Source organism: Streptomyces sp. NPDC058239 (assembly GCF_042882185.1).
Taxonomy (GTDB): Bacteria; Actinomycetota; Actinomycetes; order Streptomycetales; family Streptomycetaceae; genus Streptomyces.
In genome coordinates this window covers 38,547-52,313 of record NZ_JBHVWS010000040.1, presented here as the reverse complement: position 1 = coordinate 52,313, position 13,767 = coordinate 38,547, and the positions used below count along the sequence as shown (strand labels likewise).

5 protein-coding genes and 2 pseudogenes are annotated in these 13,767 nt (G+C 71.8%); 3 read left to right on the top strand and 4 right to left on the bottom strand.

The window, feature by feature from the left end; all coding sequences use genetic code 11:
* Positions 1–861 precede the first annotated feature (861 nt).
* The 3 genes and pseudogenes from ACFVYE_RS32810 to ACFVYE_RS32800 form a co-directional block, all read right to left on the bottom strand.
* Positions 862–9,240 carry a type I polyketide synthase gene (locus ACFVYE_RS32810; RefSeq protein ID WP_389607991.1) on the bottom strand — a complete coding sequence of 2,793 codons (8,379 nt, stop codon included), beginning with the start codon at positions 9,238–9,240 and terminating at the stop codon, positions 862–864.
* Positions 9,241–9,656: 416 nt separating this feature from the next.
* The gene (locus ACFVYE_RS32805; RefSeq protein WP_389607990.1) at positions 9,657–10,718 is read right to left on the bottom strand and encodes an amidohydrolase family protein; all 1,062 of its coding nucleotides are present in this window, start codon (positions 10,716–10,718) and stop codon (positions 9,657–9,659) included.
* 326 nt (positions 10,719–11,044) lie between these two features.
* Positions 11,045–11,629: pseudogene (locus ACFVYE_RS32800) on the bottom strand (DinB family protein).
* A gap of 5 nt (positions 11,630–11,634) precedes the next feature.
* Between ACFVYE_RS32800 and ACFVYE_RS32795 the strand changes: the two are divergent.
* Together ACFVYE_RS32795 and ACFVYE_RS32790 are read left to right on the top strand one after the other, a co-directional pair.
* A complete protein-coding gene (locus tag ACFVYE_RS32795) occupies positions 11,635–11,763 on the top strand; it encodes a hypothetical protein (RefSeq protein WP_389607989.1) in 129 nt (42 codons plus the stop codon).
* A gap of 24 nt (positions 11,764–11,787) precedes the next feature.
* Positions 11,788–12,108: pseudogene (locus tag ACFVYE_RS32790) on the top strand (hypothetical protein); the annotation flags it as partial.
* 5 nt (positions 12,109–12,113) lie between these two features.
* Here ACFVYE_RS32790 and ACFVYE_RS32785 read toward each other — a convergent pair.
* Positions 12,114–12,902, bottom strand: coding sequence for a class I SAM-dependent methyltransferase (locus ACFVYE_RS32785; protein ID WP_383972037.1), 789 nt, complete (start codon positions 12,900–12,902; stop codon positions 12,114–12,116).
* A 545-nt stretch (positions 12,903–13,447) separates the two neighbouring features.
* Between ACFVYE_RS32785 and ACFVYE_RS32780 the strand changes: the two genes are divergently transcribed.
* The gene (locus tag ACFVYE_RS32780) at positions 13,448–13,576 is read left to right on the top strand and encodes a hypothetical protein (protein ID WP_389607988.1); all 129 of its coding nucleotides are present in this window, start codon (positions 13,448–13,450) and stop codon (positions 13,574–13,576) included.
* Positions 13,577–13,767 lie beyond the last annotated feature (191 nt).

The window sequence follows — 13,767 nt, the reverse complement described above, 5'->3', positions numbered from 1 at the left end:
TGACTCTCCCGCAACCGAAGGCCTCGAAGTCAGCAGAGGAGGAAACCACTCCCGCGCGGGTGGTACCCCTTCATCGGCGGCCAAAGCTTGTGCTCGGGGCAAGTGCCGTCGTCCTTCTCGTCACAGCCGCCATCACAGGGATATCCCTGTTTCCCGACGATGACACCGGCAAGCCACACGCACCCGCGACACAAACACCAACCCCGTCGACAACATCCAGCACTCCCCCGGCCCCCGCGTCCAGCACCCCCTCCACGAAGCCGGACCCCCAGGACAAGCCGGCACCGGGCCCGGCAGGCCACACCTCGCCGGGCAGCACCCCCCGCACCACGCCCTCGGCCCCGTCCACAAGCAAGCGCCCTTCCAACGGTCCCGCGCCGCGGCCATCCCATCGGGAGCCGACCGTCTACGAGCCACCACCGCCGATCTACACACCCCCTCCGTCACAGAGTGAGGACCCCTTCCCGGAAGAGACCTGCTGGGATGTCACCAACGACTGTCTGTGACTCCGTTCTCCCGTGACTGGTCCTTGTGCGAGACGCTGCAGCGCCTTGACCGTGGTGCCGTGGTGCCCGGCGAGGCCGTACAGCGTGTCTCCGCAGCGCAGGAGGTGCGTCTTCCCGGCGGGACCGGGAGCCGGCCGGGACGGGCCGGCAGACGACCTTGGTGCCGGGCCGGGCTCTTGCGTCTGCCCCGGCCCCGGCGCGTCCCGCCCTCAGGACTGCTCCTGACCAGGCCGGACAGTTCCGGACTGCCCCGGCCGCCCTCATGCGTCGCCCGGCGGAGCGATGCCACGCAACGCTTCTCTCACCGCACCGCGCCGCCCCTGCGCATGTGTCACCTCGCTGTCCCGGAATGTCCTCAGACCCGGCTTCCCAGCCACTTGTGGACGGCGAGTGCGGTGGTACGGGCGTGTTCCTCCAGCATGGTGAAGTGGTCCCCGGGCACGGTGACCTCGGCGTGCGGCAGGCTCCAGTCCGGGGCGGGTTCGGCGCCGGGCAGCAGGTCCTGGGCTCGTACGTACAGGGTGGGACAGGCAAGCGGCGCGGGCTTCCAGTCACTGAAGAGCTCGAAGTATCCGGCCATGGCGGTGAGCCGGTCGGGCTCGGCAGAGGCGAATTCCGCCGCCCGGCGCAGCATGTCCGACGTCATGGCGGAGAGCGCCTGACCCCGGTCACCGTGACCGGGAGGATAGGTGTCCACCAGGACGACGGCCGCCGGGGCGGCACCCTCGGACTCCAGACGCTCGGCCACGGCATGGGCCACCCAGCCACCGGCCGACCGCCCCAGCAGTACCGGGGGGCCTTCGGCCGCGGCTGCGCGGACGGCGGCGGCCTGGGCGGTGACGAGGGCGTCCAGTGTGGCGGGCAGAGCCTCTCGGGGCTCGAACCCCGGGTACCGCACTGCGGAAACCGGCCGCAGCCCCCGCAGCCCGGCACCGAGGCGCGCGTACTCCTGCGGTCCGGACAGCGCGCTGAGCGCGGGGGAACACACCAGCCGGGCCCCCGTGCCGCCCGCCGCGAGCACGACGGGTGCGTGCGTCGCACCGGGCGCCCCCGCCCCGTCGAAGACCGGGCGCAGGCGCGCGGCGACGGTCAGGAGCACCATGCCGTCCCAGCTCTGTCCCCGGGCGCATGCGGTACGAAAGAGCGCGCCCAGGGAATCCGGAGCTCCCCCGGCGTCCGGTGCGTCGGCGGCCTGCACCCGGGCGTCCGGCGGAGCGCCCGTCTCCGGACCGCCCCCCGCGCCGTCGTCCGCCGGTCGGCCCGGAGAGTCGGCGGCCTCGGGCCCTCCCGGGCCGTCGGACGCGGCGCCCACAGGAGGTGCCTCGGCGGCATACCGCCGCGTCAGCTCGGCGGCGAGCGCGCGCGGCGTCGGGAAGTCGAACAGCAGCGTGGACGGCAGTGCCAGTCCCGTCCATGCCGCGAGCTCATTGCGCAGATCGACTGCGGCCAGGGAGTCCAGTCCCAGGTCCGCCAGCAGGGTGTCCTCGTCGATCTCGCTCGCCTCCTCCCGGTGGCCCAGGACGCGGGCTGCCAGGGTCCGGACCTTGGTGAGCAGCACCCCGCCCCGCTCGCCGATGGAAGCAGCCGCCAGCGCCCGGCCGATTCGGTCCCCGCCCCCGTCGCCCCCGTCGGCAGCAGGCGTTCGGAGCCGGTTCGCCGCCGGGTCGCCGCCGCGGAGAGCGGACGGGGCGAGGCGGGCCGCCACCACCACAGGTTCGTCACCGGCCACGGCGGCGTCGAAGAGGGCCAGACCCTCTTCCGGCCCGAGCGGGCCGAACCCGGAGCGGGCCATCCGCTGCCGATCCGCGTCGCCGAGGTGCGCCATCATGCCGTCGTTCTGCTGCCAGGGGCCCCAGACGATCGACGTACCGGGCAGTCCGAGCCGCCTCCGGTGTCGTGCCAAGGCATCGAGCACGCAGTTGGCCGCGGCGTAGTTGGCCTGGCCGGCGGAGCCGAAGGTGCCCGCCACCGAGGAGAACAGCGCGAACACAGCCAGGTCGTGTCCCCGGGTCAGTTCGTGCAGAGCGAGAGCGGCATCCGCCTTGGGGTGCAGCACCCGCCTCAGACGGTCGGTGGTGAGCGCCGCGACAACGCCGTCGTCCAGCACTCCCGCGGTGTGCACCACGCCGGTCAGCGGGTGGGCCGCCGGTACCGCGTCGAGCAGGGCGGCGAGCGCGGTCCGGTCCGCGACGTCACAGGCGTGAACGGTTACCCGGGCGCCCGCCTCATGCAGCTCCGCGACGAGTTCCCGGGCCCCTGGAGCGTCCGGCCCGCGTCGTCCGGCGAGCAGCAGATGCCGGACGCCGTGGGCGGTGACCAGGTGCCGTGCCACCAGCATGCCCAGGGAACCGGTGCCGCCGGTGACCAGGACGGTGCCCTCCAGGTCGAGCGGCCGCCGCTTCCGCGGCTTCGGTGCCCCCTTGGCCAGTGGCACCAGCTTCGGCACGTATGCCGCCCCCCGGCGTACGGCTGCCTCCGGTACCGAGGCGGCCAGCAAGGCGAGCAGGGCACTCCAGGAGTCGGGGTGTTCGTCCACGTCGATCAGGGCGAAGCGGCCCGGGTTCTCCCGCAGGGCCGAGCGGACCAGTCCCCACACCGGTGTGTGCAACGGTACGGACGCTGTTTCGCCGGAGCGGCCGTCATGCCCGCGATCGGAGCCATCCGCAGGGAAACCGTCGTCGGCCGAAGTGAGGGCGTCGGACGTCACGAGGACGAGACGGGAGCGGGACAGATGCGGTTCGGCGAGCCACTCCTGAACGAGCCTCAGCGCCCAGTCCGCTGCCTGCAGCAACCCGGCAGCCTGGTCCTGTGCACCGCCGGTCGTGTCAAGCGGCGGGCACGGTGCCAAGACGACGGCCGACGACGCGTCGCACGCCGCCGGGCCGGGATACACCGGGACGCCGGAACCCGGGGGCGCGATGGCGTCCACCAGCCGTGTGCCCGCCGTGCCCAGAACCCCCCAGCGGGGCATCGCCACGGGTGCGGGCGGCTCGGTCAGCGGCACCCAGTCCGTCCGGTGGAGAGCACCGGTGACCGCGTCCGCCGTCGCCGAGCCGGTACGCGGAAGGGGCCGGAGCGTCAGCGAACGGACCGTCGCCACCGGTGAGCCCGTCTCGTCGGTCAGCTCCACTCCGGCCTGCCCGTCGGGCCCGGCGGTCATCCGTACCCGCAAGCGCTGTACGCGGGTGGTGTGCACGCGCACTCCGCTGAAGGCGAACGGCAGGGACAACCCGTCGGCCGCCGGACCGGCTGTGCCGGAACCGTTCGTGACAAGGCTGTCCAGGGCCAGGGCGTGCAGCGCCGCGTCGAGCAGCGCGGGATGCAGGACGAACCCCGGGCCGTCCGCCTCCGGGCGCGGGGCCCCGGCCGCTTCGGGCAGCGCGACATCGGCGTACAGCTCCTCCCCGTGCCTCCAGGCGGCGCGCATGCCCTGGAAGGCGGGGCCGTAACGCAGCCCGCCGGCGGCCAGCCGCTCGTACGCTCCGGTCCCCGGCCCGTCGGCATGCACCCGCATCGCCGCCTCCGGCGGCCAGGACACGTGCGGCCGGGGCGCGCCGCCGGTCTCGGCGGCGGCCGCTTTCCGGTCCGCGGGCGGCTGCGCCCGCGAAAGAGTGCCGACGGCGTTCCGGAGCCAGGGCTGGTCACCCGCCGGATTGTGCGGCCGGGAGTGGAAGAGCACGGTCCGCCGTCCCGCGTCGTCCGCCCCCGCCACCTTCACCTGCAAGGCGACGGCACCGTCCGAGGGCAAGGGCAGCGGCGCGGTCAGAACGAGCTCGTCCAGGACGGCCGCGCCCGCCAACTCACCAGCGTGGAGGGCCATTTCGACGAAGGCTGTCGCCGGCAGCAAGATCTCCCCTGCCACCACATGGTCGGCAAGCCACGGCTGGTCGCGCACCGAGAGCACCCCGCTCAGCAGCAACCCGTCGTCGTCGGCCGTGCGGGTGTCCGACCGCAGGAACGGATGCGTGGGCTCGGCCGCCGGAGACACGGGCGGATGCGCCGGGGCGGGCTCCAGCCAGTACCGGCGGCGCTGGAAGGCGTACATGGGCAGTGCGACGCGCCGCCCGCCGCGCCCGGCGAAGACGGCCCGCCAGTCGACGGGCACGCCGTGGGCGTGCAGCGCGGCAAGCGTGTCGAGCAGGGTGTCCGCTTCCGGCCGCGTCCCGCGCAGTGTCGGCAGGACCAGCGGTGCCGGGCCCCGCTTGCCGCCGCCCGCTTCGCCCGTGTGCGGGTCCGCCGGGGCCGGTCCGGCCGAGGCGAGGCAATCTCGCACCAGGCCGGTGAGCACCCCGTCCGGCCCCAGTTCGACGTAGTGGGCCGCGTCTCGCTCACTCAGATGCGCCACCGAATCGGCGAAGCGGACCGGACGGCGGACATGGTCCACCCAGAACTCCGGTGTGCACAGCTCCTCGTCGGTGGCCGCCCGGCCTGGCACGGCGGTGATCAGAGGCAGCCGCGGCGCGGCGAAGGACAGACGCCGGGCCACGTCCGCGAAGTCGGCCAGCACGGGCTCCATCCGAGCGGAGTGGAAGGCATGGCCGACCCGCAGCGGCGTCACCGAACGGCCCCGCGTCCGGAAGTACGCGGCGGCGTCCCGCACCGCTGCCTCGTCGCCCGAGACGACCACCGAGGCGGGCCCGTTGACCGCGGCGATCTCCACCGCACCACCGGTCTCGGCGAGGTGGGAGGCCACCTCGTCCGCCCCGGTGGCCACAGCGACCATCGCGCCGCCCGGAGGCAGCGCGTCCATCAGCCGGCCCCGGGCCGCCACCAGTGTGCACGCATCCGCGAGGGACAACACTCCGGCGACATGTGCCGCCGTCACCTCGCCCACCGAGTGCCCGGCCACCAGGCCGGGGCGTACTCCCCAGGCCTCGAACTGCCGGAACAAGGCCGTCTCCAGGGCGAAGAGCGCCGGCTGCGCGAACCGGGTCGTATGCAGCAGCGCGCCCGTCTCCGTACCGGGCCCGGCGAACATGACGTCTCGCAGGGGCACCGGCAGCAGCGTGTCGAACAGGGCACAGCAATCGTCCAACGAACTGGCGAAGGCCGGATGCAGATCCCGCGACTCGTACAGTTCACGGCCCATGCCGACGCGCTGGCTGCCCTGGCCGGTGAACAGCAGGGCCAGCGGGCCGTGGTGGCGGGACGTGCCCGTGTGCACTCCGGGCCGGTCGCCACCGTCCGCCACGGCCCGCAGGGAGCCGAGCAGCTCGGCACGGTCCCGGGCCACCACCACGGCCCGGTGCTCGAAGGCCGCACGCGTGGTGGCGAGCGAGCAGCCGATGTCCACCGGGGCCGTATCAGGGGCGGCGACCACATGGTCGTACAGCCGTCGTGCCTGGGCCCGCAGCCCCGGCACGCTCCTGGCCGACACCGGAAAGGCCACCGCGGCCGGTCCTGGACGTGCCGCACCTTCCAGCACCGCCCCGGGCCCGACGCGGCCGCTTGCGGTCCCGCCGTCCGCCAGGGCACACGGCGATGCGGCCTCCCCGTCGTCCGGGGCCTCTTCGAGCACCACATGGGCGTTGGTGCCGCTGATGCCGAACGAGGAAACCCCCGCCCGTCGCTGACGGTCCGTCGCAGGCCACTCCACCGTCCGGGTCAGCAGCGCGATCCGCCCCGTCGACCAGTCGACACGGGGGGTCGGCTCGTCGGCGTGCAGCGTACGCGGCAGCACGCCGTGACGCATCGCCTGCACCATTTTGATCACGCCGGCCACCCCGGCGGCGGCCTGGGTGTGACCGATGTTGGACTTCACCGAGCCCAACCGGAGGGGATGCTGCCGCGCCTGGCGCCCGTATGTCGCGAAGAAGGCCTCCGCCTCGATGACGTCCCCCAGCCGGGTGCCGGTGCCGTGCGCCTCCACCGCGTCGATGTCCCCGGGATTCAGCCCCGCGTCCGCGAGTGCCTGCCGGATCACTCGCTGCTGCGCCGGTCCGTGCGGTGCGGTCAGTCCGTTGCTCGCCCCGTCCTGGTTCACCGCCGAACCGCGCACCACGGCCAGTACCGGAAGTCCGGCACAGCGCGCCTCAGACAGCCGGCTCAGCAGCAGCATTCCAGCGCCCTCGGCCCACCCCGTACCGTCGGCGGACGCGCCGAACGCCTTGCAGCGGCCGTCCGGAGCCAGCGCCCGCTGGCGACTGAACTCCACGAACGATGAGGGCCCCGACATCACCGTGGCGCCGCCGGCCAACGCGAAGCCGCACTCACCCCGGCGCAGCGCCTGGGCCGCCAGGTGCAGGGCCACCAGGGACGAGGAACACGCCGTGTCCACGGTGATGGCCGGGCCTTCGAGACCGAAGGTGTAGGCGATACGACCCGAGGCGACGCTTCCGGCGTTGCCGAGGCCGAGGTACCCCTCGACATGCTCGGGCGTCCTTGTCAGGTGGCGGGCGTAGTCGCTGTACATCAGCCCGACATACACCCCGGTCGCCGAGCCGCGCAGGGTGCCGGGGACGAGACCGGCGTGCTCGAAGGCCTCCCACGCCACTTCGAGCAGCAGCCGGTGCTGCGGGTCCATGGCCAGCGCCTCGCGGGGAGAGATGCCGAAGAAGCCGGGGTCGAAGCGGTCCGCACCGGAGAGGAAACCGCCTTCGCGCACGTACGTCCGTCCGGGCCGTCCGGGATCCGGGTCGTACAGCGCCCGGGTGTCCCAGCCCCGGTCGGTGGGGAAAGGACCGATGGCGTCCCTCCCGTCGGCCACCAGCCGCCACAGTCCCTCGGGAGAGGTCACGTCTCCGGGATAGCGGCATGCCATCCCCACAATCACCACGGGGTCGTCGTCCGGCCGGGCCGCACTCCGGTTCACGGGCCCGGCGCCGGTAGGCGCGGCGGCGCTCCGGGCCCCGAGGTGGGCGGCGAGCGCGGCGACCGTGGGAAAGTCGAAGGCGACGGCCTCGGAGAGCGGCAGGCCTGTCACCGCCGACAACCGCTCCCGCAGCACCGTCGCCGTCAGGGAGTCCATACCCAGGTCCCGCAGTGCCGTGCTCGGCTCCACCGCCTGAGCTGTACAGCCGAGCACGGCCGCCACCTCGCTGCGCACCAGGGTCAGCAGGTCCTCCGACGGCTTCCCGGTGGCCTCCGCGCCCAGCGCCCTCGCCGGCCGGCCGGCGAGGTCCCGCCGCAGGGTCTTCCCGGAGGCGGTACGGGGAATGTCCTCCACCTCGAACAGCTCGACGGGCACCTTGAAGCCGGACAGTTCCGCACGGCAGGCGGCGAGGATGCGCCCCCTGTCCAGCACGCCGCCATCGGGCTCGGGAACCAGATAGCCGACCGGCACCTCGCCGAAGACAGGGTGCGGGCGTCCGCCGACGACGGCGTCCGCGACCCCCGGCAGCCGCCGCAGCACCGCCTCCACTTCCGAAGGATGGATGTTCACCCCGCCTCGAATGATCAGATCACTCGCCCGGCCGGTGACCGCAAGTCCACCGAAGGCGTCGATCCTGGCCAGGTCACCCGTGCGGAACCAGCCATCCCGCAGTACCTCCGCGGTGGCTTCAGGCCTGCCGTGGTAACCGGCCATGACCCCGGGCCCGTTGACCCACAGCTCACCCTCGCCCGTGTCCCGGCCGTCGGGACCCCCGCCGACCCGGACCCGGGTGTCGGGCAGCACCCGGCCGCACGCCCCGGACGTCGTCGCCTCGCCCGGCGCCGGCATGGTGACCGGGCCCGCCTCCGTGCTGCCGTAGTGCTCCAGATACGGGACACGGCAGATCGCCTCGAAGGACTCGCGGAACCCGGGCCCCGCCGCGGCGCCACCGCTGACGCAACCCCGCAGCGCGGGAGCGCCGAGACCGCCGCCGTCCTTGCCGCTCTCCTCGCCCCGGACCGCGTCGAGCAACGCCGAATACGTGGTCGGGACCCCGCCGAGCAAGGTGAACGAGGCATCCCCGCGGCGCAGTTCGCCGAGCACCCCCGCCACCGAGAACCGGGGCAGCAGCACCGCGCTCGCCCCCACCGCGGTCACCCCGAGGAAGCACACCACCTGGCTCATCGCGTGATGGAGGGGCAACGGCCACAGCACGCGGTCTTGTTCGGACAGGCCCAGGACGCCGACGAGGCCCGTCGCGACCGGCACGAGGCGGTTGCGCTGGGTGGACAGGACGCCCTTGGGCACGCCGGAGGATCCCGAGGTGTAGAGCAGCCAGGCCACTTCGTCCAGTGCGAGATCGTCCCGGGCCGGCGTCCGCGGCTCCGTACCGGCCAACTCCTCGTACCGCAGAACGCCACCCGCGACCGCGGCGGACCGGCCCCCGGTTGCGCCGGCCCCGTCCACCGGCTCCTCTGAGTCCGCGCACCAGGGCGAGTTCCCGTCCTCGGCGCCGCCTTCGGCCACCACCACGGTCAGCCCGGGTCGCAACGGCAGCGTTCGCCGGCGCGTCAGGCAGGCGCCATCGGTGATGAGCACCCGTGCCCCGCTGTCGTCCAGCAGGCGGGTCAGCTCCTCCTCCGAGTTCCCCGGGTCCAGAGGTACGCCCACGCCGCTCGCCCGGGTGACGGCGAGCAGGCTCTCGACCGCCTCGACACGGTTGCCGAGCAGTACGGCCACCCGGTCACCGCGCGCCAGGCCGAGTCCTGCCAGGTGACCGGCCAGCCGTGCGGTCCTGCTTTCCATCTCCCGGTAGGTCACACGCCTGAGCCGGTCCTGGAAACAGACCTTGTCCCCGAGGCGCCGGGCGTGGTGCCCGAGCAGTTCCGGCAGTGGTTTTACGATGTCGGCGTGCGGACCCACCGCATGACCTCCTTGAGACGACCCGTCGTTGAGGACGACGGCACGATTCACCGGGTTGCCTCCCGGCGATGGGTGAACCGCGTCGGGGCCCCTCCCTGAGCCTTCCTCGCGACCTTACGAGTTGGTGCGTGATAGTGGTGGGGCTGTTGCGGCGTTCTCGCTGTGGGATGGCCTGATCCGCTCGTGGTGATCACGGCGAATCGGGCGGTTCTCGCGCATCGGCGGTTCGCGGGGGATCTCCCGGATCTCCCGGCTTCATCTGGCTCGCCTGGCGGAGGAGTTGGCCGTGCCGTGGCAGGCGGGTGTCGAAGGCCGCTTGAAGCAGCCGGGCTGCCGCTGCGTCCTGCCCGACGACCCATCCGACGCGGGCGTCGAACCTCTCCAGCCACCTTTCTGACGTGCCCAGCCAAGTGCTCCTACTCCGATTCCGGCCGTGGGCGCCATGTGCCGTCGAGCGGAATGCCGGCGGCCGCCGCGATCCGGTTGCGTGATTCGACCAGTCGGGTCCTCAGCGCCGCCAAGTCCACGCCCACCAGCATGCCGTCGCGTTTGACGACGCGGCCGGCGACGAGGACGGTGTCCACCAGGCCGGGATGGCCGGCGCTGACGATGGTGGCGACCGGGTCGGTGACCGGGAACACGGTCAGGTCGTCGGCACGCAGAAGGATGACGTCGGCGTCCTTGCCGGGCGTGATGCTGCCGGTTCGGGCGTCGAGCCCGCACGACTGGGCGGCATAGACGGTGGCGAACTCCAGCAGGTCCCGGGAGCGCAGGCCGCCGTCCAGGCCGCGCTGCACGGCGAAGGCGGTACGCATCGTGGAGAACATGTCGCCGCCGACCGACGGGACGTCGTCGATGGACAGCGTCGGGCGCAGGCCGGCGGCCAACGCCCGGCCGGTCATCGGCGATCCGAACCCCATCTTCAGCTCGACGTCCGGGCTGATCGACACCGAGCTGCCCGCGTCGGCGAGCATCCGCAGCTCTCCGTCGCTGATCCCGTTGGCGTGCACGAACGTGGTGGTGTCCCGCAGCAGACCGTGCTCGCGCAAATCGGCGACCGGGCGCTGCGTGCCGCCGGCGTCGACATGCAGGCTGGTGCGCAGGCCGAGTTCGGCCGCCAGCTTCAGCTCCCGGGCGACGGTGTCCATGCTGGTGTCCACGGGGCCGCGCAGCCCCAGCGCCATGGTGACCAGGCCGTCCCCGGCCAGGTCGGAGCGGACGCGGCGGATCTCGGCGTCGACGGGGTCGGGGGTGCCCCATCCGGCGCCGAGGCAGAAGATCGACCGCCCCTGCGCGTCTCGCAGCGCGGCGACGGCGGCGTCCTCGTGCTCGCGGCTCTGCGCGACGTGGTACCAGTCCAGCATCGTGGTCACGCCGGAGTGCTCCGCTCGCAGTACCCCGATGGCGTCGAGCAGGAAATCTACGGCTTCCTTCTTGTCCACCACGCACTTCGGGACGTCATGCACCACACCGCTCACCAAGCCGACCTCGACCCCGACAGGCTGTCCTTCACCCGCACCCTTCGCATCGCCCGCCGCCACGTCACCGACCAGGCGGCACTTTCCCCCCTCACGACTCAGCCGAGCCCTGACTAACACCATCCGTGAGCTGCTGGAACGACTCCTGCCACCCCGCAGGCAACGCTCCAACCCCCGTGTCATCAAACGCAAGATGGCCAACTGGCGCCTCAAACACACCCACCACCGCAACCCACCCCGACCACCCGCAGCAGCAATCACACTGGTCCCACCCACCAAACCAACCAGCAAGCACCAGAAAAACACCTAAATCACCGGTATTGCCTCTAAGCCTTGACTGGTGCGGCCGACCTGGCGGCCTGCTCGATCTTCGCGCAGTAGGCTGCACGGGCTTCCTCGTCGATCTGCTTCTCGTGTTCGGGGCGCACCCCGGTCCGGCCGTCGAGGCCCTCGCGCAGGATATCGGCGTGCCCGGCATGCCGGTTGGACTCGCCGAGGACATGGACCATGATGGCGAACAGGTTCGTGTTGGGATAAGGCTCCGGCCACCACGGCACGTGGCCGGGGGCGTCGAGGGGAAGCTCGTTGATCGTCGCGTCCGAGTGTTCCCACGTGCGCCGGTAGAACCCGATGATCTGATCGCGGGTCTCGTCCTCGGTCGCCCAGAGATCGCTGCCGTTCTAGTCCTGCCACCGGGGCAGCGGTTCCGGGGAAGGGCGGTCGAAGACCTCGCCGAAGTACCTGGCCTCGACGGTGGCCACGTGTTTGACCAGGCCGAGGAGGTTGGTCCCGGTCGCTGTCAAAGGTCGGCGGGCGTCGTATTCGGACAAGCCGTCGAGTTTCCAGAGCAGCGCCTTGCGGTCCCGCCGCAGCCTCCCGTGCAGGTTGCCTTTCGCGAATTCATCGATCATGCGGCATGAGCCTGCTATGGGCTGCTCGTGATCTCAAGATCACGTACGTGGTCCGCAACGACTGGCAGAGCCGAGGCCTGGCCATGGCCGCCGCCCTGACCTGCTACAAGAAGCTCGCGAAACTTGCCACGTGAGTCAACCTCTTAGTTCAGAGAAGGATGAACGACGCCAACCGGTGGATCGTTCCGGTGCTCGGCTTTCCTGAACTCCCCTTCGTCGACTTCGGCGATGCCTTGTTCCAAGACCGTCCCGACGGGGTCCACTGGAAGACCGGTCCCCTGCTGGACTACGCCAACGGTCGTCCCTTCGCCTGGGTGGACGACGAACAGAGCGATCTGGACCAGGCATATGTGACCGCCCACCATCGCGGGCCCGCGCTTCTGCACCATGTCAACCCGCGAATCGGTCTACGCGAGGATGACTTCCGCACGCTCACCGACTTCGCCCGACCCCTGGACACTCCACGAGCCACCGGCTGAGCACGTCACCAGTCCTTCAGCCGCCGCACGCGCAGTACGGCGGTCAGCATCGGGAGGTCGAACTCGCCGTCGGCGGTCTCCGGTCTGCTCGCAAGGAATGTGCGGATCCGGCCGAGCGTGGCCTCACGTTCCTGTTCCGGCATGACCAGCACCCCCGCGCGCGTCGCGATGGTCGCGACGAGGGAGTCGGCGTTGCGGCGCTGCCCGTGCGGGAAATCGGCCTGCTTCGGCAAGCCGAACCGGGCGGCCCCGCCGGTCTTTGGAAGGTGCATCTCGGCCGTCTCGGCGCGCCAACTGGTGGGCGTGTCGCGCGGGCCGATGGCCGCGCTCCCGCTGACCCGCGCGAGCCCGGCAACCCAGTCGACCTGGTCGTCCATGACGTTCCACAGGCCGGCCAGGACGCCGCCGGGTGCGAGGACTCTGGCGACCTCGGGTCCCGCGACGGCCATGTCGAACCAGTGCATGGCGTTGCCGGCCAGCACCGCATCGACGGACGCATCCGGTAGCGGTATCGCCTCTGCGCTACCCGGCAGGGCACGGACAGTTGGCAGTGCGCGGCGCAGCTCGGTCAGCATCGCCGGGTCGGGCTCGACCGCGATGACGTCGGCGCCCAGCGCGACCAGTGTGGCGGTCAGCTTGCCGGTTCCGGCGCCGAGGTCGAGCACTCGCGGGCCCGGCGCGGGCTCAAGCGCCCAGCGCACCGCGGCCTGCGCGTAGTTTGGGCGGTGTTCGGCGTATGCGGCCGCCGCTGCGCCGAACGACGAGCTGTGAAGCAGCCGTTCGTCCTTTTCCACGCGGTTACCTTAACTGTGGCCGAGCCGCACTGCTACCCGCCTGCGCCACACCCATCGTCGCCGCGACCCCGTATCCTTCAGGCCATCGGAGACCGGCGTTAGTGAATTTGAAAAAGGCTCACTGACCACATAATCCACCGCACAAAGAATTCACCAAATCCAGGAAGACACCTACGGAAAAGCAGTGGCCAGGCCCCAGCGATCGATATCAGCGCACAAGAGATCCAGTAAGCCTGGACAACCGGGAAGCCCCACCCCTTCGTTGTGACGCAGCACGGACCCGGCAGGGAGGCACGGCCGTACGCGAACCGGGCGCGCCAGCACCCGAGCGCGGAGGCCCCGCCGACGCGCAACCCAAACCCCCAACCCCGACCCCCGATCCCCGATCCGCGATCCGCGACGCCACCACACCACCCACACCCGCCCCCACCTCTTCTCTCATTCGGGCAGGGGCAGTTCGGACCGGTCTCGATGAGGTGTAGAAGCGCCCGGGCGACGCCGTAGCAGTCGTCCGGGCCGGGGCGGTCGACGTCGCGCTCTACTCCATGGCATCGATCGAAGCTCTGCCCACCGCGCACCCCGAGATCGACTGGGAACAACTGCGTACGGTCCAGACAGGCTGGCGCTCCCTGCTCGCCTCGCTGCGTCCGAAGCCGGAAGCGGCACCGGCGTGATGGGCGTCGGTCCGTGGCGGGCAAAGTGGCCGGAAGTACTGCCCGCCCCGGCGGCACTTCCTCCCGGCATGAGCGCGGTCTCGACCGCTTGCGCCGACGAGCCCCGCACACACCGAGGGCCACCAACGCACGTTTGTTGAACTTTCATGCAGCCTGTTACCGTTCTCATGAGCTTGAAGTTTCAAGCATGT

What these genes read in the sequence shown, in the direction of transcription:
- ACFVYE_RS32795 (WP_389607989.1), top strand. Translation starts at nt 11,635, where the DNA reads ATGAGCCTGCTATGGGCTGCTCGTGATCTCAAGATCACGTACGTGGTC.
- ACFVYE_RS32780 (WP_389607988.1), top strand. Translation starts at nt 13,448, where the DNA reads ATGGCATCGATCGAAGCTCTGCCCACCGCGCACCCCGAGATCGACTGG.